General features: G+C 61.6%; 21 protein-coding genes and 2 pseudogenes. 18 read left to right on the top strand and 5 right to left on the bottom strand.

Features of this window, described 5'->3' with window-relative positions; genetic code table 11:
- Positions 1-234: 234 nt before the first annotated feature.
- The 6 genes and pseudogenes from QN347_RS14960 to QN347_RS14985 all read left to right on the top strand — a co-directional run bounded on the left by QN347_RS14960 (position 235) and on the right by QN347_RS14985 (position 3,389).
- Complete coding sequence (locus QN347_RS14960; protein ID WP_323494107.1) at positions 235-636, top strand: DUF2513 domain-containing protein; 402 nt, start codon at positions 235-237, stop codon at positions 634-636.
- Between the two features lie 109 nt (positions 637-745).
- Positions 746-916: pseudogene (locus QN347_RS14965) on the top strand (integrase); the annotation flags it as partial.
- A 14-nt stretch (positions 917-930) separates the two neighbouring features.
- Entirely contained in the window at positions 931-1,668 is a 738-nt protein-coding gene (locus tag QN347_RS14970; RefSeq protein WP_322164245.1) for a TIGR02391 family protein, read from the top strand.
- A complete protein-coding gene (locus QN347_RS14975) occupies positions 1,665-2,627 on the top strand; it encodes a tyrosine-type recombinase/integrase (RefSeq protein ID WP_322164244.1) in 963 nt (320 codons plus the stop codon). The genes QN347_RS14970 and QN347_RS14975 overlap by 4 nt, the downstream gene beginning before the upstream one ends.
- Positions 2,628-2,692: 65 nt before the next feature.
- The gene (locus QN347_RS14980) at positions 2,693-3,094 is read left to right on the top strand and encodes a type II toxin-antitoxin system RelE/ParE family toxin (RefSeq protein ID WP_322164243.1); all 402 of its coding nucleotides are present in this window, start codon (positions 2,693-2,695) and stop codon (positions 3,092-3,094) included.
- On the top strand, positions 3,060-3,389 hold the full coding sequence (locus QN347_RS14985) for a helix-turn-helix domain-containing protein (protein WP_416194531.1): 330 nt from the start codon (positions 3,060-3,062) through the stop codon (positions 3,387-3,389). Before QN347_RS14980 ends, QN347_RS14985 begins: the two co-directional genes overlap by 35 nt.
- Before the next feature lie 175 nt (positions 3,390-3,564).
- Here QN347_RS14985 and QN347_RS14990 read toward each other — a convergent pair whose 3' ends face one another.
- On the bottom strand, positions 3,565-4,755 hold the full coding sequence (locus tag QN347_RS14990; protein ID WP_322164242.1) for a DUF2252 family protein: 1,191 nt from the start codon (positions 4,753-4,755) through the stop codon (positions 3,565-3,567).
- A gap of 249 nt (positions 4,756-5,004) precedes the next feature.
- On the opposite strand from QN347_RS14990, the gene QN347_RS14995 reads away from it, so the two are divergent.
- From QN347_RS14995 to QN347_RS15020, 6 genes are all read left to right on the top strand, one after another.
- Positions 5,005-5,589 (top strand): recombinase family protein, encoded by a 585-nt coding sequence (locus tag QN347_RS14995; protein WP_277969851.1) that lies wholly within the window; start codon positions 5,005-5,007, stop codon positions 5,587-5,589.
- Positions 5,590-5,593: 4 nt separating this feature from the next.
- Positions 5,594-8,572, top strand: coding sequence for a Tn3 family transposase (locus QN347_RS15000; RefSeq protein ID WP_322164241.1), 2,979 nt, complete (start codon positions 5,594-5,596; stop codon positions 8,570-8,572).
- A 185-nt stretch (positions 8,573-8,757) separates the two neighbouring features.
- Positions 8,758-9,321 (top strand): recombinase family protein, encoded by a 564-nt coding sequence (locus tag QN347_RS15005; RefSeq protein WP_322164240.1) that lies wholly within the window; start codon positions 8,758-8,760, stop codon positions 9,319-9,321.
- A 370-nt stretch (positions 9,322-9,691) separates the two neighbouring features.
- The gene (locus QN347_RS15010; protein WP_323494108.1) at positions 9,692-9,865 is read left to right on the top strand and encodes a hypothetical protein; all 174 of its coding nucleotides are present in this window, start codon (positions 9,692-9,694) and stop codon (positions 9,863-9,865) included.
- A gap of 259 nt (positions 9,866-10,124) precedes the next feature.
- Positions 10,125-10,892: an SDR family NAD(P)-dependent oxidoreductase gene (locus QN347_RS15015; RefSeq protein ID WP_189677856.1), complete on the top strand. Its 768-nt coding sequence runs from the start codon at positions 10,125-10,127 to the stop codon at positions 10,890-10,892.
- Positions 10,889-11,935 carry a glycosidase gene (locus QN347_RS15020; protein WP_322164238.1) on the top strand — a complete coding sequence of 349 codons (1,047 nt, stop codon included), beginning with the start codon at positions 10,889-10,891 and terminating at the stop codon, positions 11,933-11,935. Before QN347_RS15015 ends, QN347_RS15020 begins: the two co-directional genes overlap by 4 nt.
- 103 nt (positions 11,936-12,038) lie before the next feature.
- Here QN347_RS15020 and QN347_RS15025 read toward each other — a convergent pair whose 3' ends face one another.
- The 4 genes and pseudogenes from QN347_RS15025 to QN347_RS15040 form a co-directional block, all read right to left on the bottom strand.
- Positions 12,039-12,548 (bottom strand): hypothetical protein, encoded by a 510-nt coding sequence (locus QN347_RS15025; protein WP_322164237.1) that lies wholly within the window; start codon positions 12,546-12,548, stop codon positions 12,039-12,041.
- 136 nt (positions 12,549-12,684) lie between these two features.
- Positions 12,685-13,317: a hypothetical protein gene (locus tag QN347_RS15030; protein WP_322164236.1), complete on the bottom strand. Its 633-nt coding sequence runs from the start codon at positions 13,315-13,317 to the stop codon at positions 12,685-12,687.
- Positions 13,318-13,339: 22 nt separating this feature from the next.
- Positions 13,340-13,645 (bottom strand): hypothetical protein, encoded by a 306-nt coding sequence (locus QN347_RS15035; protein ID WP_189677842.1) that lies wholly within the window; start codon positions 13,643-13,645, stop codon positions 13,340-13,342.
- Positions 13,646-13,866: 221 nt separating this feature from the next.
- A pseudogene (locus QN347_RS15040) lies at positions 13,867-14,241 on the bottom strand (recombinase family protein); the annotation flags it as partial.
- Positions 14,242-14,740: 499 nt separating this feature from the next.
- Here QN347_RS15040 and QN347_RS15045 point away from each other — a divergent pair.
- From QN347_RS15045 to QN347_RS15070, 6 genes are all read left to right on the top strand, one after another.
- On the top strand, positions 14,741-15,352 hold the full coding sequence (locus QN347_RS15045) for a UbiX family flavin prenyltransferase (protein ID WP_322164235.1): 612 nt from the start codon (positions 14,741-14,743) through the stop codon (positions 15,350-15,352).
- Positions 15,349-16,077 (top strand): DUF554 domain-containing protein, encoded by a 729-nt coding sequence (locus QN347_RS15050; protein WP_322164234.1) that lies wholly within the window; start codon positions 15,349-15,351, stop codon positions 16,075-16,077. Before QN347_RS15045 ends, QN347_RS15050 begins: the two co-directional genes overlap by 4 nt.
- 41 nt (positions 16,078-16,118) lie before the next feature.
- Positions 16,119-16,586: a pyridoxamine 5'-phosphate oxidase family protein gene (locus tag QN347_RS15055; protein ID WP_323494109.1), complete on the top strand. Its 468-nt coding sequence runs from the start codon at positions 16,119-16,121 to the stop codon at positions 16,584-16,586.
- A gap of 29 nt (positions 16,587-16,615) precedes the next feature.
- Positions 16,616-18,112: a UbiD family decarboxylase gene (locus tag QN347_RS15060; protein ID WP_322164232.1), complete on the top strand. Its 1,497-nt coding sequence runs from the start codon at positions 16,616-16,618 to the stop codon at positions 18,110-18,112.
- Entirely contained in the window at positions 18,109-19,578 is a 1,470-nt protein-coding gene (locus QN347_RS15065; protein ID WP_323494110.1) for an alginate export family protein, read from the top strand. Before QN347_RS15060 ends, QN347_RS15065 begins: the two co-directional genes overlap by 4 nt.
- 626 nt (positions 19,579-20,204) lie before the next feature.
- Positions 20,205-20,576, top strand: coding sequence for a nitrilase-related carbon-nitrogen hydrolase (locus tag QN347_RS15070; RefSeq protein ID WP_322164283.1), 372 nt, complete (start codon positions 20,205-20,207; stop codon positions 20,574-20,576).
- The last annotated feature ends 53 nt before the right edge of the window (positions 20,577-20,629 follow it).

The following is a 20,629-nucleotide window of genomic DNA, read 5'->3' on the forward strand; positions in this document are numbered from 1 at the left end:
TTCATCGCCTCGATCCAGCTCTTTGCACGCCGCATCGCAAGACTATGATATACATAGCCGCAGGATCAGTACCAAGCGCTTCCCGAAAACGGTCGCTCGCGGGTGAGCCGAGCCGATCGCGAGCGAGGCCGCTGAACTGCCCTCCCCGCTTCTCGGAACAGTCCCTTGTTTCGCACAAGGATTCACAATGCTTCCTACATATGATAATGTCCTTTATCAGATGTAGGAGATCGCATGAAACGGGACATGGAGCTAATCCGAGAGATCATGCTGCAACTCGAAGTGTGGCCTATGGAGATGGGCGACGCCATCTCGATGACGCCGGAGGCAATGCAGGCCGAGATCCCTGATCGCGACCTCGCAGAGATCAACCATCACATGGACCTCATTCGCTCCGCTGGCTTCATCGATACGGGGGGGGCTGGGTCATCCGGACCGATGTTCGGATTCATATTTATGGGCCTCACCATGTCAGGGCACGACTTCCTTGATAGCGTGAGAAGCCCAGAGGTATGGCGACGCACCAAGGCTGGGGCGGAGAAGGTTGGCGGGGTCGGCCTCTCCGTGATCGTGGAAATGGCGAAGGCCTATGGCAAACAGGTCATTACCGAGAAACTGGGCATCACGCTCGGATGAATGAGCTCGCGCGCCTTGCCTCAGCCCTATCCCTCCCGGCTCTGATCGCGCGCGGCGCAGCTTTCTGGAGTTCTTCGCGGTCACCATCCGCAACCCGCACACGCGTTAGCCCGCGCACCTCGTCCGACGTGGCAAGACCTCGGTCCTTGCACCTGACGAGGCGCGCCGGCCGCTCGACGTGACGACGCCGGTCGGACTTCGCGATCGGGCGCTGATCGCGTTGATGGTGTATTCGTTCGCACGGATCGGCACGGCGCTGGGAATGCCGGTGGAATACGTAGAAAAAGGATTGCTGTGCACGAGTTGATCAAGGCCATTCCGGATGCCGATGTCCTGCTAGCGCTCGAACCCGAGGAGCTGGCGGGCAGAATCTTGATGCTGCTTCGTCAGCGCAGTGATCCCATGTTCCATGCGGGGAACGAGGTAAACTGGATCGACAATCAGAATATCGGTCAAGCCTGCTATGACAGGCAATATTATGGGCCTGTGCGACAGGCCATTGCCGAAGCGTTCGCTTGGCTCGAGGCCCAGGTGTTGATCGTACCCGCCTCGGGTACGAACGGCTCAAACGGCTGGCGCCTGCTAAGCCGGCGCGGACGAGCAATGGAATCGGCAGGCGATTTTGCGAGCTACAGGCTGGCGAGGCTACTTCCCAGAGAGTTGTTGCATAATCGAATTGCGCAACCGGTCTGGCTGGCCTTTGCCCGCGGCGAGTACGACGTAGCCGCTTTCTTAGCCATGAAGGCGGTCGAGGTGCGGGTGCGGGAGGCAGCCGGTTTCGGGGCAAACAAGATCGGCAAGGTTCTCATGCAGGATGCGTTCTCGCCGGAGCGCGGGCCTCTTACCGATATGTCAGCAGAAATGGGGGAACGGCAGGGCCGCATGAGCCTCTTCGCCGGCGCGATCTCCTCGTACAAGAATCCACACTCTCATCGCGATGTCGACCTTGATGACCCGGCTGAGGCGATCGAAATCGTCATGCTTGCCAGTCACCTCCTTCGGATTGTGGATGCGCGGGTCGCAAAGGCATGAACCAGCTTGCCCTCCTGCCCTCGCCCGCGTTCACATTGCCGGCGCTGATCGCGACGGCCGACGATCGCGCGCAGCTCCGCTTCGTGGAGTTCTTCGCAGTCACCATCCGCAATCCGCACACACGCCGCGCTTATGCGCGTGCAGCGGGCGAGTTCCTGGCCTGGTGTGAGGCGCGTGGAGTGGCGTCGATTGCCGAGGTGCAGCCGCTTCACGTCGCGGCTTGGATTAAAGTGCTGGCGCGCGACGTGAGCGCGCCGACCGTCAAGCAGCAGCTTGCCGGCGTGCGCCACCTGTTTGACTGGCTGGTGGCGGGCCAGGTCGTGCCGGTGAATCCGGCCGCGTCGGTGCGTGGGCCGGCGCACAGCGTCCGGCGCGGCAAGACGCCGGTTCTTGCGCCCGATGAGGCGCGCCGTTTGCTCGATGCAATCGACGTGACGACGCCGGTTGGGCTTCGCGATCGGGCGCTAATCGGATTGATGGTCTATTCGTTCGCGCGCATCGGCGCAGCGCTAGCGATGCGGGTGGACGACGTGTTCGTGCAGAACCGGCGCCTGTGGGTTCGGCTGCACGAGAAGGGCGGCAAGCGTCACGAAATGCCCTGCCACCATAATCTGGAGGAATATCTGACCGCCTATCTCGACGGTTGCGAATTGCGCGGCCAGGCAAAGGGGCCGTTGTTCCGCACGATCCGGCGCGGGACCAAGCGACTGAGCGATAGCCCCCTGCCCCAGGCCAGCGCGTTCCAGATGGTGCGCCGGCGTGCCGCCGCGGCCGAGATCGCGACAGCGATCGGCAATCATTCGTTCCGCGCAACCGGGATCACCGCCTATCTGAAAAACGGCGGGACGCTTGAGCGCGCGGCGACAATGGCGAACCATGCCTCGACTCGCACCACCCAGCTCTACGATCGCCGACCCGACGATGTGACGCTGGACGAGGTGGAGCGAGTGCTGATCTAGGTATCCGGTTGAAGTGTCAAACCTTGTATGATACAAAATCAGTAAGTGAGGGAGCTACCGAGTCCATGCGCGTATTCAAAAACGCTTGGTTTCGGAAGTTTGCCCGCAAGGAGAACATCAGCGATGCGGCATTGTGCCAGGCGGTTGCCCGTATTGAAGCAGGGCTGATCGACGCCGATCTTGGCGGCGGCTTGATGAAGCAACGGGTCGCACGGCCTGGTGCTGGCAAGTCTGGTGGTTATCGAACGGTTCTTGCCTTTCGGACGGCGACACGGGCGGTTTTCATTTTCGGTTTCGCCAAGAGTACGCGGGACAATATCGACGATGACGATGAGCGTGCTTTGAAAGCGTTGGCGAAGCGGGTTCTGGGATTTGCAAACGCGGAGCTGGACCTATTGATCGCAGCGGGCAAGTTCGAGGAGGTAATGTGTGATGGCGAAGATGCAAACCGAAACCTACCGGAGTGAGATCACGGCCGCTGTGCATGAGACGGCCGAGGATTTGCATGAGGTCGGATTGATCGACAAGCGGACCATGCGCGAGTTTCATGCGCTATGCCTTGCGCCGGCCCCTGCCCTCTCACCAGCCGAGATTAAGGCGATCCGCGAGCAAGAGGCCGTTTCACAGCCGGTGTTCGCTCGCTACCTTAACGTCTCGAAGAACCTGGTTTCCGAGTGGGAGCGTGGGGCGAAGCGGCCAGGCGGTCCTGCCTTGCGTCTTCTTTCCGTTGTGAGAAAAGGCGGGCTTCAGGCCATCTCTTGATTCCGGACGGCGCGCCTGTTCTGGGCCGCGCTCTATCTCCACTTGGCAGCTCCAACCGAGCCGCCAACCGTTACGGCACGCTAACGAGCATGTGCCGACCTCGACGGCAAGCTTCTGATACCTGGAGGACCCGTTCGTGATAGACGGGTCCTCATTGATCTATCAGACAGAGACATCAGGCGAGGGCATAGCGCCGACAATGGTCAAGATAGCCGGCCTCGTGACTGCCCGCTAAAGACACGATGCTTTCCCACAGCCAAGTAGGCGCGTCGATGGCGCCGCGTCGGTCGGCATCCAGAATTTCAGCCCAGTCACGCCGCGTCGTGTCATCCATTTGACGGGCGTGTGCCTTACCGACGACAAAGGCTAGATAATGTGAGGCGGTTACCGCCTGGCCATTGCTGAATTGACTAACCTCTAGCTTCAAATCCTGCGGTGACAACTCTCGAATGAACAGCGACCGACCAAATGCCTTAGTCGCAATCATGCGTTCGCCCAAGTGCGGAGACAAGGCGCGTGCTGCCGCCACCACCCTCTCCGCCGGGTCGGCTGGCATGAGCGCTCCAGGCGACGCCGGGGCGATCGGATCGATAGCTTCCTTGAGATCGAGCAGGCCATAGTCTGATCGGCCTGTTGCGTTTTTTAGGCCAATCAGTGCGGCAAAGCGCAGCAAACCAAGAGAGCTGCATCCCTTCATCCAATAAGCGGCATCGACCATCCTGACGCTCCGGTTCCGGTCTTTGTGATCGAGCGACAAAAGCAGGTTCGCGACGTTGGAGGCGCCGAGCATTTTGCCGAGGGTGGCGCGTTCATCCTCCTCTAAGGCCCAAAACTTGTTGCCGAGCGGAATGACAGGATCAAGGCTGTCCAACCGCTCCTTAGCGAGATGCTTCCATTTGCGGCCCAGCGCGCGGCGCTTCACGCTGCGTACCACGTCTGGTTCCGGGCCGACGTCTCCGCTGGTGGGATCGCCCGTCGCCTTGGCATAGCCGTCCATCATCGCTTCCATCATTCGCGCAGTCGTGACGCCGGGGAGATCGGAACCCCGAGCGGCTGTTGCCAACGAAAGCCCGAGCCGGATGAGGTCGTGCGCCGGATTGCCTATCACCGCCTGGTCGAGGTCGCGGATCTGCACCTCGATGCGGCCGTTGCCATCATCAATTGGACCTAAGTTGCCGAGGTGGCAATCGCCACAGATCCAGATCGCCGGTCCACGCGGCACCCGCTTCGCCGCTGGCGAGTCCGCCAGCCATTCGTAGAATTTTGCTGTGTTGCCTCGCACATAGGCGTGGGTCGAACGGGCCATTTTCAAAGCGCGTTTGGATTGAAGAAGCGCATGACGTTCATCGCGGGTCGGGCTGGCCATGAGATTCCTTGTGATGTTCCGAGCCAAGAGCGTTCGGGCGCGTCCTCCGTTCCGGCTCGGGAATTAGACTTTCCCCCAAGAATCAAGATTTATGGAGAAATGACGATCTAGAATGACGCAAAACACATGATAAGCGACACCACGGACCTGTGCCTCCGCCGAACCACAAGCGCCTCCGCCCATAACAATCGACAAACCCTGTCGCTTTGATAGAGTGTGTGGGAACATGCGTTCGGAGGTTTGTCGTACATGCTGGTCGGATATATGCGGGTGTCGTCGGTCGACGACCGCCAGACGGTCGATCTACAGCGCGACGCGCTGGTCGCAGCCGGTGTTGATCATCGGCATCTCCATACCGACAAGGCATCCGGCGCACGCGACGATCGGCCGGGGCTGAAAGCCTGTCTCGACTATCTGAGCGCAGGCGATACGCTGATCGTGTGGAAACTTGACCGGCTCGGACGCTCGCTGCCGCACCTGCTGACGATCGTCACCGACCTGAAGGCGCGCGGCATCGCCTTCCGATCGCTGACGGAAGCGATGGATACGACCACCCCGCATGGCGAATTGCTGTTTTCACTGTTCGGTGCATTGGCACAGTACGAGCGGGCGCTGACGCGCGAACGGGTGATGGCGGGGCTCGCTGCCGCGAAGCGCCGGGGCCGACAGGGCGGGCGTCCGCCGATGATCGACGCCGAAACGCTCGAACGGATCACCGCCGCGCTGGATGGCGGCGCCAGCAAGGCGTCCGTCTGTCGCACCTTCAAGGTGCCGCGCTCGACCCTCCTTGGGACGCTGGCCCGGATCGGCTGGACCCCGCCCGCCAAGGTCTGAGCCAATGCCACGTCGCGCCGTCCTATCGGAGGAACAACGCGCGGCATTGCTCGCGCTTCCCGACGACGAAACCATACTCGTCCAGCACTGGACTTTGAGCCACGACGACCTAGCCGTCATCGTGCGCCGGAGGCGGCCACATAACCGGCTGGGTTTCGCCATCCAGCTTTGCGCGCTGCGCTATCCCGGTCGTCTGCTCCGTCCCGGTGAACTGATCCCCGCCGCCCCGCTGGCGTTCGTCGCCGAGCAGCTGCAGGTCGCGCCCGAGGTATTGGCCGATTACGCGACACGCGGCCCGACCCGGTACGAACAGATCGATACGCTGCGCGATGCGTTCGGGTTTTCGCCGCTCAGCCGGCCGCTGCGAACGACATTGCAGGAATGGCTCCTGCCGATCGCGCTGACGACGACCAGCGGTGCCGGGCTGGCGCGGTTGCTGCTGGGCGAGTGCCGGCGACGGCGCATCATCATGCCGGGCATCAGTGCGGTCGAACGGATGGTCGCGCAGGGGTTGCTCGATGCCGAGCGCCATGTCGCCGACCATCTCACCCGAGGGCTGGATACCGGTCAATGCCGTCTGCTCGATGCCCTTCTCCTGCATCATGCCGGTACGACCATGAGCAGCCTCGGATGGGTGCGAAAGCCACCCGGCAAGCCGGGCCGTAAGACGTTCGCCATCATCGCCCAGCGGCTCGCGCTGCTCCGCGATATCGGGATCGATCCCGATATCGCTACGGGCATCCACCCTGAGCGCCTGCGACGCCTCTGTCAGCAAGGGGCGCGGCTGACCGCGCAACATGTCCGAACGCTGCAAGCGACGCGGCGTCGCGCGGTCCTGGTGGCGACGATACTCGAAACTATCGTCACGCTCACCGACGATGCGGTGCTGATGTTCGACCGCCTGTTGGGGCAGATGTTCCGGCGCGAGCAGAACAGCGCGGACACCGCGCTCAAGCGCGACCGGCGCACCATCAACGGCAAGATCCGGCTGCTCGCCCGGCTCGGCGATGCCCTGCTTGCCGCCAGGGTGTCGGGCGGCGACATCGCCGCTGCGGTCGAGGCCGCGATCGGATGGGACGATCTCGGCCGTGAGGTCGATGAAGCCCGCAAGCTGATCCGCCCCGATGCCGTCGATCCCGTCACGATCGCCGCGACCCACTACCCCGTTCTCCGACAGGTCGGCCCCTCATTCATCGCGTCGTTCACGTTCGGGGCGGTGCCGGCCTGCCATGCGCTCGCGCGAGCGGTTGCGATCATCCGCGACCTTCATCTCGGTCGTTTGCGAAAACTGCCGTCCGATGCGCCGGTCGGCTTCATCCGACAGGCCTGGCGTCGGACGATCGGCTCCGGCCTTCCTGATCGCCGGACCTATGAACTGTGCGTGCTGGTGGAGCTTCGCGACCGGCTGCGCGCCGGCGACATGTGGGTCGAGGGAAGCCGGCGCTATCGTGCCGTCGAACAACAACTCATTTCCGGTCCCGTCTTCGCTGCCATGCGCGCGGCCGGTCCCTTGCCGATCCAGGCACCGGATACGGCCGGTGTCTGGCTGGCCGAACGACGCGCCCGCCTTGCCCGTCGATTGGCCGAAGTCGAGCGAAAGGCGGAGACGGACGCGCTGGAAGACGTGCAGCTCAGCCTCGGCAGGCTGCGGATTTCGCCGTTGAAGGCGATCACGCCCGAAGAAGCCGATACCGCGCTCGCACCGCTTTATGCCCATCTGCCCGCGATCCGCATCACCGACCTTCTTGCTGAAGTCGATCGATGGACCGGATTCAGCCAGTGCTTCACGCATCTGCAAAGTGGCCGTGTCGCCGATGAACCGCGTGCGATCCTGACGGCGGTGCTCGCGGATGCGACCAATCTGGGCCACACGCGCATGGCGGAAGCCTGCAATGTCGTGACCCAGCGCCAGCTTGGTTGGCTCGCCTCATGGCATCTGCGCGAGGAAACCTACGGTCGCGCTCTCGCTCGTCTGGTCGACGCCCAGCATACCGCGCCACTCGCCGCCCTGTTCGGGTCCGGCACCTCGTCCAGTTCGGACGGTCAGAACTTCCCGCTCGATCGCCGCGCCCAGGCAACCGGCGCGGTCAATCCGCACAAGGGGGCAGAGCCTGCCGTCTCCTTCTACAGCCATGTCTCGGATCGCTACGCGCCGTTCCATTCCACCGTCATCTCGGCGTCCGCGAGCGAGGCCGCGCAGGTGTTGGACGGGCTGCTCCACCACGGTGCCGATCTGCATATTGAGGAGCACCACGTCGATGGCGGGGGCGTGTCGGATCATGTGTTCGCGCTATGCCATCTGCTCGGATTTCGATTCGCGCCGCGCATCCCGAACATCGCCGCGCGCCGTCTGCACCTGTTCGACGGCATTGAGCCCGGACCCGATATCGCGCCGCTGGTCGCGGGCGGGATAGACGAAGCCCTGATTGCCGCGCACTGGAACGACGTGCTGCGTCTGGGAACATCGATCCGCACCGGCGTCGTGAGCGCGTCGATCATGCTCGAACGGCTCGGCTCCTATCCCCGCGCCAACGGCCTGGCACTCGCATTGCGCGAGATCGGCCGCGTCGAGCGTACCCTGTTCACGCTCGACTGGATCGAGCAGCCCGAACAGCGGCGTCGCGCTACCCGCGAACTCAACAAGGGCGAGGCCGAAAATGCGCTGAAACGCGCCATCTTCTTCCACCGGATCGGCCGTATCCGCGACCATGCGCTGCAAGCGCAGAGCCATCGGGCGAGCGCGCTCAATCTCGTCGCAGGTGCCATCGTCCTGTGGAACACGACCTACCTGCAAGCCGCCCGGAAGCATCTCGCCAACCTCGGCCGGCCGGTCTCCCCGGACCTGCTGCAACACCTTTCGCCGCTCGGCTGGCAGCACATCAACCTCACCGGCGATTATCTCTGGACCGATCCCGACGCGCCATCGAAAGCCCTCAGGCCGCTCCGCCAGACCCGCGCCGTAGAAGGCCCGGCGAAACCTTAGCGTATATCTGGGTCCGTTCTATGTACCGACCCCAAAATGGACACCTGCGATGGAGTTTTGGGAGAGGGTGCGTGTCGCGGAAATGCTAAGTTCCGCGACAACTGCTCCAGCGCCTTGTTTTCCTCGTGAGCTTCTGTCGCAAAAGTTTGTTGCACAACACTTCTTTTGTGATACAGTTTTGCGACATGCTGATTGGCTACGCCCGGGTGTCCACCGATGACCAAGATCTGCGGCTGCAACGCGCCGCATTGAAAGAGGCCGGATGCAAGCGGACGTTCGAGGAGAAGATCTCGGGCGCGAAGCGAGACAGGCCCGAACTAGCCAAGATGATCGACCAGCTGCGCGACGACGACACGGTAATAGTGACGCGGCTCGATCGGCTAGCACGCTCTACCCGCGATCTGCTCGACATTGCCGAAAAGCTGAAGGAGGCTGGCGCCGGCTTGCGCTCGCTGGCTGAGCCTTGGGCGGATACGACCTCGCCTGCTGGCCGCATGGTACTGACCGTGTTTGCCGGCATCGCCGAGTTCGAGCGCGACTTGATTCACCTGCGAACCAGCAGCGGACGAGTGGCGGCAAAGGCGAGGGGGGTCCGGTTCGGCCGCCCGCCTAAACTCACCTCCGATCAGATCGCGCTAGGCGAGCGGTTGGTGAGCGAAGGCACATCGGTGCGCGAAGCCGCCAAGCTGCTGAAGTGTCACCATGCTACGCTGTACCGGGCGCTGACCGCCGCGACGTTGACAGTGTGATGCAGGACGCTCTGCGAACCCATGCGCGGAAAGGGGAGGCCTGATGCCGATCCGCCCCGAGCATGTGTTCCTATACCCAATCGACTGGCCGCAACTTTCACACCATGTGCGCTTCGTGAGGGCAAAAGGCTGTTGCGAGCATTGCGGGCGTCCTCATGGAAAGAGGGTATTTCATCTGCGGGATGGGCGATGGTGGGACCGGAACCGGCATTGCTGGCGCAACGGTCAGGGCCGGCGTGTGCGACGCCCAACCGAGGACATCCTGACGCACGGCGCTTGGACGCCTGTGGTGCTAGCCTGTGCTCACCTCAATCATAATCCCAGCGACAGCGTGCTCCACCAGTTAGCGGCCCTCTGCCAACGCTGCCACATGCTTCACGACGGCCCGGAGCATCGACGCCGGCGCTGGATGAACGCACACTATCGGCGCGCGCTGGGCGACCTGTTCTACGGTCCTTATCCGGTTCTCGGGGCCGACTGGATCACGCCCACTCCGATCAGCATGCTTGATGGTGGGTCGCCGCCCGACACCTGGTTTTGGTGAAGAATGACCATCGTAGCTGCCCCAAAGAGCTTCGAAAAGGGGCAGCTCTTATTGCTTTGTTGCGCCGTCACCCATATTTCCGGGTCGAACCCGCCAGGCCCTGCCCGTAAGGGTATGCACTTTGCGGGTCTTTTTTTGTCCTGCTGATTAGATTGGGTGTTACGCCTCCTCACTAAACCCGCAACGGCAATCGCGCAGCAGATCGAACATTCCTAAGCCGAAACATGGCGATCGGAGAATCCTCGAAAAAGGCAACGTTATGGCGAACGGTAGGTGTGTATTAGTGAGCGGCGCGGAAAGCGGGATTGGCGCGGCTTGCGCGATCGCGTTCGGAGCGCTCGGCGACAAGGTGGTGGTGCTGTTCCACGATGCCCATAACGATGGAGGCGATACCGTCGCAAAGGTGAAAGCGGCGGGCGGCGACGCGATCGCGGTCCAATGCAACGTCGGCGACGAGGCATCGGTCGAGGCGGCATTCGCGGCCGCCGAGCAGGCATTCGGGCTCGTTACCGTTCTGGTCAACTCTGCCGGCATCAACATGGCAGGCGTTCCAGTGCGGCAAATGACGATGCCGCAGTGGCAGCGCATGCTCGATACCGATCTGACCGGCGCGTTCCTGACATCGCGCCGTTTCGTGCGTGACCGGCCTGCAAATAGCCCCGGTGCGATCATTCACATATCGTCCATCCATGCCTATGCGGTCCGGGCTGGCGGAGCCGATTATTGCGCCGCCAAGGGCGGCTTGACCAATTTGATCGAGACGCTTGCGATTGAGGAGGCGCCGAATGGCATCCGCGTGAACGCCATCGAACCGGGCATGATCCTGACCCCGATGAACGAGCGCGCCAGCGCCGATCCGGTCTATCGCAAGACGCTGGAACAGAACATCCCGATGAACCGGGCGGGCAGACCCGAGGAGGTGGGCGATCTCGCCGTGTTTCTTGCCTCCGATAAGGCCACCTACATCACCGGCGCTAGGATCGTGATCGATGGCGGCCTATCGCTGATGCAGGCGATTGGCGCATGATCGGGGACAAGCCCGCGACGCCTACGTCGCCCGCCGCCGCCACCAACCAGACCGAGATCGCGCCCGGCGTACCGGTCATCCGGTCGCGGCTGCGCGCTGACAGCGTCACCGGCGACCGCAAGGTGCTGGTCTATCCGTCCTCCGGCTCGGTCGATTTCAACGTTCAAGAACTGCAGGACATTCAGCTAATGGGTCCTCCGCTGCTGATGGCGCGCGATTTAATGAGCCCATATGTCTGGCTGGAGCCGGACGGCCGATTCGGCATCATGGTGCGCGCGGTGACGCGGCCCGGCGAGCCGATGACCGACACCGGCATCATCTGGGCCGGCTGGAGCAATGACGGCGTAAACTTTGCGATGCTCGACCAGGCCTCTATTTTGCCCGGCGGTACGGGCGAGAAGGATTCGGGCGGTGTGGAAGACCCCACCGTGGTAAAGATGGAGGACGGGAGCTACGTCGTCTATTACACCGGTGTCGAGGCCGACATGGCGCATGGCGAGATGTTCTATGCTGCCGGGCCGGGCATCGACAGATTGGTGAAAGCGGGCGTGGCGCTTGCCTCCACAAAGTCGCTGGGCAACACCAAGGAGGCCACGGTCGATCGCGAGAAGGATGGGCGATGGAGCCTGTTCTACGAATATGCGGCCGACGAGGCGAGCCGCGTAGGTTTGGCAATCGGCCCCAAGGTGGATGGGCCGTGGGACGAGCAGCCAACGCCGTTCATGCCGCGGGAGGACGGGTGGGACAACTGGCACCTGTCGACAGGTCCGATGTTGCTCGACGATCCTGAGATGCCGGTGATGTTTTACAACGGCGCGACGCACGATGCACGCTGGCGGATCGGCTGGGTGGCGTTCGACCGCAAACTCACCCGCGTAGTCGACCGCTGCATCGAGCCACTGATCACCCCACCGCCGGTCCCCGACCGGACGGCGAGCGACATCGCTTTCGCCGCCTCCGTCACCAGTTGCAACGGCGAGATCTGGCTATACTATTCTCTTGAGGACAGGCGTCTGTCGCGAGCACGCCTGAAGCGAAGCTGAAGGCCGAGATGCCAAGCCGCTTCGGCCTACGAGGTGAACCCGCCCCGGGTCTGCCGAAGCTGCACCAGGGTCCGCGCCGGTGGATCACCTCGGCAAATGCCCGCTAGCGGCAACGGTAGCCGTTATCGCGGTTCTGCTGGCGGTCGTGATTCTGATCGAGTGTTTTACCAAGCAACGCACCGCCACCTGCGCCAAGCAGCGTTCCAAGCGTCCCGCCCCCAAGCACGTTGCCAATTAGACCTCCGCCTACGCCCCCGAGGACAAGCCCAGTGGTCCCGTTGCTGCGCTTGCAATAATAGCGCCCGTCGCTGCCGCGATACACACGGTCGTTTGTGGACAAGCGACGCTCGCGGTAGCGACCGTCCTGATAGCTATTCGACGGGTCCCAATTACCGTCGCGCTCGCCATGCCAGCGACCGTCTCCATTCCCTTGATCGCGATTGCCTTGGTCATAGCGACCTTGATCGCGTCGGTCGTAACCGCGTTGATCGCGACCTTGTTGCTGATCTTGCTCCGCTCGTTGGTCATCACGACCATAACTTTGCGCCCCTGCGCCTACGGAGAGACCGGAAATGGCCATCAGGCCTGCGGTTATAATCGACATTCTGTTCATCGGTCTCTCCTTGGCACGCGATGCGAGCAACTTGGAAAATGCTCGTCGGCAACAGGCAGTTCCGAAACATACAGTTCGGCTGTCGCGAGGATAATGGCGCGTGGCTCGCCCGACAGATCGAGCGAGCCACATTCGTTCAGATACGGGGGGTTTCGTTGCCGTAGAGGCTGCGTTCGCGCTGAACCTGTTCGGAGGTGTAAGCCGGCGCGTTTTCGTCGAAGCTGCTCCATCCGCTATTGCGGTAAGCTTGCCCTCGCGTCGTTGCATCGACCGACTTGTTCCGTTGAAGCACAGTTTCTGCCTCGCTGACGAGATCGTCAGGTACCTTCGCACTGACGAGCGAACCGCCGCGGCGAACACCTTCCGAATAGACGTGCGCGTCCTCATCCGTGTGGCCAGCGTTCTTGAGCGCGCCTACGATGCTCCCTGTGGCGGCACCGCCTGCGGCCCCAATACCGGCACCTGCGGCAGTCGCGGCCAGCCAGCCCGCTGCGACGATTGGCCCGAGGCCGGGAATGGCAAGCAAACCCAGACCTGCGAGCAGTCCACCCGCGCCGCCCAATAACGCACCGGTGCTGGTGCCGCGACCAACGTCGCCGTGATCGTTCACGTTGTCATGATCCCCGTCGAAATGCTCGCCGTGGGTCTTGTCAGCATTGTTCGCAACGATGCTGAGATCATTGTGGGAGATGCCGAGGCTTTCCAGCTCGCGCACCGCGTTGGTGGCATCTGCATAATTGTCAAACAGGCGGGTAATGGTCTTGGACATGGGAGTTCTCCGATGAAAGGGATCAGTGAGCGGTGATGTTGCCCTTATAGTCGAGCATGACCGACAATTGCTTTCCGCCCTTCATGGCCGTCCCCTGCCACAGGCCGTTGGCCTTGGTGAGCTTGGACAGGCTGGAATAGCCGGCCTTGGCAAACCGACCGCGTGCCTGGTTCTCGGTGAAGGAGTTGGCGCCTTTTGCAGGTGCTGCAATTGTTTTGGGCGAACCGTCCTTCACCACCGGATTATGCGATCCGTTCTGGGCTGACTGTGCGTTCACGCCCGTTGCGAGCAGACCCGCGGCAGCGACCGTGATAATGAAACGTTGCATGGACACTCTCCTGTTATCGAGATGCTGAAACGATCGAACTGGAAAGTTGGGTGCAAGCCGTTTTTCCAGCGCTTGGCCTGTCAAGAAGCGTCGCGACGGGACCGATCCATTCGCAGCGATACTGACTGCGAAAGCTCGACAATACAGAATTACAGAAGTGCCCGGTCGGCGCTGATTATGGGGCCCTGAAACTTGGTTTTGTTTCAGACATAATGATGTAGCGCGGATAGTCCCGCCATCACCCGTTCGCAGGTCAGCGCACGCTCATATTGTGCCAATGCGCCGAACAGCGAGAACAGCAACTCGCCGTGCGGGGTGGTCGTATCCATCTGCTCGGTCAGCGACCGGAACGCGGTGCCGCGCGCCTTCAGGTCGGTGAAGATCGTCAGCAGGTGGGGCAGCGAGCGTCCGAGCCGATCGAGCTTCCACACGACCAGCGCATCGCCGGCGTTCAGATAGTCGACAGGCTTTCAGCCCCGGCCGATCGTCGCGCGCGCCGGAAGCCTTGTCGGTATGGAGATTCCGATGATCGACGCCGACTGCGACTAGCGCTGGAGATCAACCGTTTGACAATTGTCAGCCGACGATACTCGCATATATCCGACAGGCGTGTACCACAAACCCCCGAAAGCGAGTTCCGAACGCTCTATCAAAGCGACAGGATTTATCGATCGTTATGGGCCGAGGCGCGTGTGGTTCGGCGAAGGCACAGGTCCGTGGTGTCGGCTATCATGTGTTTGCCGACAGGTAGGTGCAACAGCTGACGACCAATATGTGACGCTACCCGTGAGACTGCGAAGGTCCGCTCGTACCAGAATCCGCCGTTGTCCATTCGAAGAGCGATCGGAAAAATGGCATCCTGAGCCTCAGCCGATCGAGACCGGGTGTCAGATTCCGAATAGCCGCCGTTTCAGGTTACGCGATGTGGCAATCCCCATATTGTCTTGGTCCGCTACCCTGTTTCAATTGCAAGTTCTGGGGAGGAGGCCTCATCCACGAATCGTCTGAGTAGTTTCCGAGGCTGCAACTGCGAGAGCGGCCGTGGTCAGGTCGGTGCGAGTTTACGCCAACTTCGGCAACCCGACGGAAACATTCATGCAATCACCGACATCGATCCGCCGCCTTGTCATTGGCGTGTCCGGCGCTAGCGGCATCCAATATGCGGTCACGGCGCTGAAATTACTCCGCAATCTTAACGTCGAGACCCATCTCGTCGTGTCCAAAGCCGGTCATCTGACCCGAGCTCATGAGACTGACGTCAGCCGCGAGGAACTCGAGGCGCTGGCTAGTGTCAACTACGGGATCGCTGATGTCGGCGCGGCGCTCTCAAGCGGGTCTTTCGCAACGATGGGTATGATCATCCTGCCTTGCTCCATGCGCACGCTGGCGGCGATCGCCACTGGGATGAGCGACAGCCTGCTGACCCGCGCCGCCGACGTGACGCTCAAGGAGCGCCGCCGGCTAGTGCTGATGACGCGCGAGACGCCGCTGCACTTGATCCACCTGCGGAACATGCAGACTGTGACCGAGGCGGGTGCGGTGATCTTCCCGCCGGTACCGGCTTTCTACACCCGCCCGACCAGCATCGACGACATCGTCACCCACAGCGTGGTGCGCGCGCTCGACCTGTTCGGGCTCGATGCGAAGCCGATCCCGCGCTGGGGCGAAACCATCAAGATAGGCCAGCGCGAAGGAGCCATGGCATGATTCTCGGTCCCATCGTCGACAGCGCGGCCGTCATCCTCGGCGGCGTCGGCGGCGCCTTCTTCGCCAAGCGCATCCCCGAGCGGCTGCGCACCGCATTGCCGATGACCTTCGGCCTAGCCTCAATGGGTCTGGGCATCGAGTTCATCTTTCAGGTCAAGCAAATTCCGGCGATGGTGCTGGCTATCATCCTGGGGTCGCTGATCGGCGAGCTGGTCTATCTCGAAAAGGGGATCACCGCAGTTGGCAACGGCGCGCGCACGCTAATCGAGCGGCTCATTCCGCACCATGAATCGCACACCGCACTGTCGAGCGAGGACTTCTCTAAGCAGTTCGTCGCCATCCTCATCCTGTTCAGCGCGAGCGGCACCGGCATCTTCGGCGCGCTCACCAACGGCATGACCGGCGATCCGACGATTCTGCTCGCCAAGTCGATCCTCGATCTGTTCACCGCGGCAATCTTCGCCACCGCGCTCGGCTATACTGTCGCGCTGATCTTCATCCCGCAGTTCGCAATCCAGATGGGGCTCGCGCTGTGCGCGGTCTTCCTACTGCCACTGACTACGCCGGTGATGATGGCCGACTTCTCGGCCTGTGGCGGGCTCATCATGCTCGCGACGGGCTTCCGCATCTGCGGAATCAAGACCTTCCCGATTGCTAACTTCCTTCCCGCTTTGGTGCTGGTGATGCCAATTTCCTACCTCTGGACGACCTACGCGCCCGGATGATTACCTGTTCAAAACCCTCATTTCGGAGCGACCTAATGATAATGATCCACACACCTGCATCGGTAACGACTGCGCTGCCGCAAGCGATCGTCGACTATCTCGACGGTTCCAAGTTGAACGAGCGCGTCGGCGAAGCGATCAGCGTTACCACGATCGACGCCGACGGCTGCCCGCACGGGTCGCTGCTCAGCGTCGGTGAGATCCTAGCGATCGACGCGCAGCATCTCAAGATCGCGGTTTGGGCCGAATCTACCACCGCGAGGAACCTTGCGCGCGATGGCCGGATAAGCCTGACCCTCGCGCTCGACGGTGGGCTGTGGGAAGTTCTGCTCGATGCAAAGCCTGCCAGCGGTGAAGCGCTCGCGATGTTCACCGCGACGGTGCGCAAGGTGCGCACGCACAAGGTCGAGTACGCTGATGTGCTCACTAGCGTGACCTACCGGCTCCACGACCAAGCGGGCGTGATGGCGCGCTGGGAACGCCAGATCGCAGATCTCCGCGACGCGTAACTTCGGATCCACTTTCCAAGGATTTACCCATGCCGAACAAATTTGAGGGCATCGCGCCCATCGATGACCTGCGCTCCGCGCTCGACCGCCTCCGCAAATTTCCCGGCCAGCTAATCGAAACCGATCATCCGGTCGATCCCGACGGCGAATTAGCAGGCGTCTACAAGCGCGTTGGCGCAGGAGGCACCGTTGTTCGTCCGACCCAAGTCGGTCCGGCGATGATTTTCAACAATGTGAAGGGATATCCCGGTGCCAAGGTGCTGGTCGGCATGGTGGCCAGCCGCGATCGCGTCGGGGTGCTGTTCGAGACCGACTCGAAGGGCCTGACCAAACGCATGTATGACGCATTCAAGAATGCGATCCCGCCCGTCAACGTGGGGCCAGAAAAGGCCAAGTGCCAGGAAGTCGTCTATCGTGCGACCGATCCCGATTTTGACATTCGCAAAATCCTGCCCGCGCCGACCAACACCGATCGCGATGCCGGCCCATATTTCTGCATGGGGCTGGTGCTTGGCAGCGATCCCGAGCTCGGCACCGACGTGACGATCCACCGGCTTTGCGTGCAGGGCAAGGACGAGCTCTCGATCTTCTTCGCGCCCAACCGGCATATCGACGATTTCTACAAGCGCGCGGGCAAGCGCGGCGAGCCGCTGGCGATTACGATCAATATGGGGCTCGACCCCGCGATACATATCGGCGCCGAATATGAAGAGCCGACCGCACCGCTCGGTTATGACGAGCTCGGGGTCGCGGGCGGCATCCGCGGTCAGGCGGTCAAGTTAGTCGATGCGCTGACGGTTAAGGCCAAGGCGATTGCCTATGCCGAGATCGTGATCGAGGGCGAGATCATGCAGGATCGTCGCGTCGCCGAGGATCAGAACACGCACACCGGCTACGCAATGCCCGAATTCCCCGGCTACAACGGCCTTGCCAACCCGTCGTTACCGGTGATCAAGATCACGGCGATCACGACCCGCAAAAACCCGATTTTGCAGACTCTGGTTGGTCCGGGCGAGGAGCATGTCATTCTCGCCGGCCTGCCGACCGAGGGCAGCATCTTCAACGTGCTCGAGGCATCGATGCCGGGCTTCGTGTCGGAAGTGTTCGCGCATCCGGCCGGCGGTGGCAAATTCCTCGCCATCCTAAAGGTCAACAAGCAGAGCGCGTTCGACGACGGTAAAGCGCGTCAAGCGGCGCTGGCCGCCTTCGCGGTCTATGCCGAGCTGAAGAACGTCATCCTCGTCGATGCCGATGTCGAGATCTTCGACAGCAACGACATCCTCTGGGCGATGACCACGCGGATGCAGGGCGACATGGATATCATCAATATCCCCGGCGTCAGCTGCCACGTGCTCGATCCCTCACAGTCGCCCGACTATAATCCGGCGCTGCCGGCCAAAGGCACGACTTGCAAGACGATCTACGACGCGACCGCGCCGTTTCACCTGAAGGAAAAGTTCGTCCGCGCCGCGTTCCGCGACGTCGACCCGCATCCCTTCGCGCCCGACCTGTTTCCCGAGCAGTGACCCGGCAAACGGCCTGTCGGCGCGTCGCGGCGTATGCTGCGGCGCTGCTTCCTTTGCTCTGCGCGACCAGCGCCGTTGCCCAAAGCGATGTGCAGGTCGAGACCGAAGCGTTGGTCTCAAAGGATCTGCCGGGGGGACCACTCCCCGGCGGACATCCGGGGCCACCCGGCGCGCCGCAGACGTTTCGTTGGACCGAAGATTGGTCCGCAGAACCGGCGCCGGATGCGTCGCTGGTCGACAAGATCCGGCACATTCCGCTGGGGCCGAGCGACACCTATCTATCGATCGGCGGCGAGGTGCGGACTTATTATACTGACTGGCGACATTCCACGCTTGGGGTTTTGCCGAACGATAATAACGATCCGCTGCAACTCCGGCTGCGACTGCTCGCCGACCTGCATCTGGGCACGCATGTCCGTGCATTCGTCGAACTCGGCGACAATCGCGAATTCGGTGGCAACCTCGTAACGCCGCCGAATCGCGATAAGCTTGATGTCCAGCAGGCATTTGTCGATCTTACGCTGCCACTGGGCGACGCCGGTCAGGTAACACTGCGCCCCGGTCGGTTCGAGATGCCGCTTGGCAATGGCAAGTTGGTCGGTCTGCGCGAGGGTCTCGACACGCGCTTCACCTATCAGGGAGTGCGCGCCACTTACATCCTACCTGGGACAGTGACAGTCGATATGTTCGCAGTACGCCCGGTCAATCTCAAGCCCGGTAGCCTCGATGACGGGCCGAGCCATGCCAGCTCGTTTGGCGGCGTTTATGTCAGCATCCCCCGGGGGGTGCTGGGGCTGGGCACCGATGTTTATTGGTACAAGGTCAATCGCAACACCGCGGTTCTCGCGCAGGGTACCGGAGAGGACCATCGCAACAATTGGGGGGTACGGCTCTGGCGCCAAACAGCGCATTGGGACCTTGATCTGGAGGGGAACTATCAAAGCGGTACTTTTGCTGAGACCGATATCTCCGCCTGGGCGGTGCTGTTCGAAGGCGGGTTCACGTTCGCGGAAATGTCGCTCCAACCGCGACTGGGTTTGCGTGCAAATATCTTCAGCGGAGATCGCGACCAGAAGGACGGCAAGGCGGGCACGTTCGTGGCAGCCTTTCCTAGGTTGCCGGTCATCAGCGAAGCAGCCTTCTTTAATTTGTCCAATTTGATGGACCTGTATCCGTCGGTGACCTTCAATCCGCGCAAGGGTGTGACCGTGATGGTCGGTCCCGATTTTTTGTGGCGGAATAGCCGCGGCGACGGGATTTATCTTGGCTCGACGAACGCCTCGTTCGCAGCATACAAATCGAGCCGGTTCACCGGGACCGACCTAAATCTCGAAGCGGCGTGGCAAGCTACCAAGAGACTGGAGCTTCGATTGTTCGAAACGTATTTCGCTGCGAGTTCCTCGTTCGCGCGCGATAGGGGGAAAAATGGAAACTATGTCGGTCTTCAGTCAGATTATCGGTTTTGATCATACGGCATTGGCGGTTAGGCTCGCAGCAGAGATTTGCAGTTTTCGTGCAGTTGCTAGTCAAGCGTATCTGATGATGCCCTTTTCTGATGACGTGAAAATCTTCGTTTAGCCGCGCCTCGAAACGCCAATGCTACGCTTGAACCGAACATATTGCTGAGTTCAGAAGCAGGCTCTCTGCGTCCGGTGCCGTGTCAATTTCCGCAAAAAAAGACGCTCAGTCCGATATCGGGAATGACGGCGTCGTCCCACAAAGAGGCATTGAGCGGGCGCAACAAGACGGAAATCCCGTTTCTCGTCAGTAATGTGCGAGGAATGCGTGTTTTGCGCCGCCTGAGCTGGCCTGTCGGCGCTTAGCGTATATTTGAGTCCGTTCTATGTACCGACCCCATTTTGGGAAAGCACAATCGGGAACAGGTTTTGGGAAACGACCCTGCCGGCGAGGCGATGTAGCCTCTTCCTCCCCTCTGCGATCCCGGTCGAGGTTCCCTTTCGAGAAAGGCTGGTTGAGGGTAAAGCTGTCGTTGATGCGTATCGCTGTCGTTCAATGCTCCAACATCCTCGATGACGCGCGCCTTGCCGGTGACGCGATCGTGGAGCGACTTCGCTAGGCGGAGGAGGGAGGTATCGACCTCACCGTCTTCCCAGAATCATTCCTGCTGGGTCACTCATACGAACCTGAGACGATTCGCTCGCGCGCTAACGTAGCCGCCTCTGCGATCGCTGCCTTGTGCGAGCGGGTGGCGGCATTCCGCTCGACACTGGTGGTTGGAGCTTTCGACCTTGCTGACGGGCAGGTCTTCAACAGCGCGATCATCATCGAAGCGGGTCGGGTTGTGGGGCGATATTCCAAGGCGCACCCGAACGAGCCGGGAGTGACCGCCGGCAGCGACTTCCCGACGTTCCTGCGGTCCGGCGTCCGGTATGGCGTGAACATCTGCAACGATGCCAACCATCCCGGCACCGCGCAGCGCATTGAACCGTCCCGGGTTTCCTAGAGGCTATTTGGTTTGAGTCATGCAACCATATCCAGGTTCTCAAGGGCTGCATA

Source organism: Sphingomonas sp. 10B4, from assembly GCF_035019905.1.
GTDB lineage: Bacteria > Pseudomonadota > Alphaproteobacteria > Sphingomonadales > Sphingomonadaceae > Sphingomonas > Sphingomonas glacialis.

Excerpts from the sequence above, each read along its gene's own strand:
- QN347_RS14960 (WP_323494107.1), top strand. The coding sequence starts at position 235 with ATGAAACGGGACATGGAGCTAATCCGAGAGATCATGCTGCAACTCGAA.
- QN347_RS14975 (WP_322164244.1), top strand. The coding sequence starts at position 1,665 with ATGAACCAGCTTGCCCTCCTGCCCTCGCCCGCGTTCACATTGCCGGCG.
- QN347_RS14980 (WP_322164243.1), top strand. The coding sequence starts at position 2,693 with ATGCGCGTATTCAAAAACGCTTGGTTTCGGAAGTTTGCCCGCAAGGAG.
- QN347_RS14985 (WP_416194531.1), top strand. The coding sequence starts at position 3,060 with ATGGCGAAGATGCAAACCGAAACCTACCGGAGTGAGATCACGGCCGCT.
- QN347_RS14990 (WP_322164242.1), bottom strand. The coding sequence starts at position 4,755 with ATGGCCAGCCCGACCCGCGATGAACGTCATGCGCTTCTTCAATCCAAA.
- QN347_RS14995 (WP_277969851.1), top strand. The coding sequence starts at position 5,005 with ATGCTGGTCGGATATATGCGGGTGTCGTCGGTCGACGACCGCCAGACG.
- QN347_RS15000 (WP_322164241.1), top strand. The coding sequence starts at position 5,594 with ATGCCACGTCGCGCCGTCCTATCGGAGGAACAACGCGCGGCATTGCTC.
- QN347_RS15005 (WP_322164240.1), top strand. The coding sequence starts at position 8,758 with ATGCTGATTGGCTACGCCCGGGTGTCCACCGATGACCAAGATCTGCGG.
- QN347_RS15010 (WP_323494108.1), top strand. The coding sequence starts at position 9,692 with ATGCTTCACGACGGCCCGGAGCATCGACGCCGGCGCTGGATGAACGCA.
- QN347_RS15015 (WP_189677856.1), top strand. The coding sequence starts at position 10,125 with ATGGCGAACGGTAGGTGTGTATTAGTGAGCGGCGCGGAAAGCGGGATT.
- QN347_RS15020 (WP_322164238.1), top strand. The coding sequence starts at position 10,889 with ATGATCGGGGACAAGCCCGCGACGCCTACGTCGCCCGCCGCCGCCACC.
- QN347_RS15025 (WP_322164237.1), bottom strand. The coding sequence starts at position 12,548 with ATGAACAGAATGTCGATTATAACCGCAGGCCTGATGGCCATTTCCGGT.
- QN347_RS15030 (WP_322164236.1), bottom strand. The coding sequence starts at position 13,317 with ATGTCCAAGACCATTACCCGCCTGTTTGACAATTATGCAGATGCCACC.
- QN347_RS15035 (WP_189677842.1), bottom strand. The coding sequence starts at position 13,645 with ATGCAACGTTTCATTATCACGGTCGCTGCCGCGGGTCTGCTCGCAACG.
- QN347_RS15045 (WP_322164235.1), top strand. The coding sequence starts at position 14,741 with ATGCAATCACCGACATCGATCCGCCGCCTTGTCATTGGCGTGTCCGGC.
- QN347_RS15050 (WP_322164234.1), top strand. The coding sequence starts at position 15,349 with ATGATTCTCGGTCCCATCGTCGACAGCGCGGCCGTCATCCTCGGCGGC.
- QN347_RS15055 (WP_323494109.1), top strand. The coding sequence starts at position 16,119 with ATGATCCACACACCTGCATCGGTAACGACTGCGCTGCCGCAAGCGATC.
- QN347_RS15060 (WP_322164232.1), top strand. The coding sequence starts at position 16,616 with ATGCCGAACAAATTTGAGGGCATCGCGCCCATCGATGACCTGCGCTCC.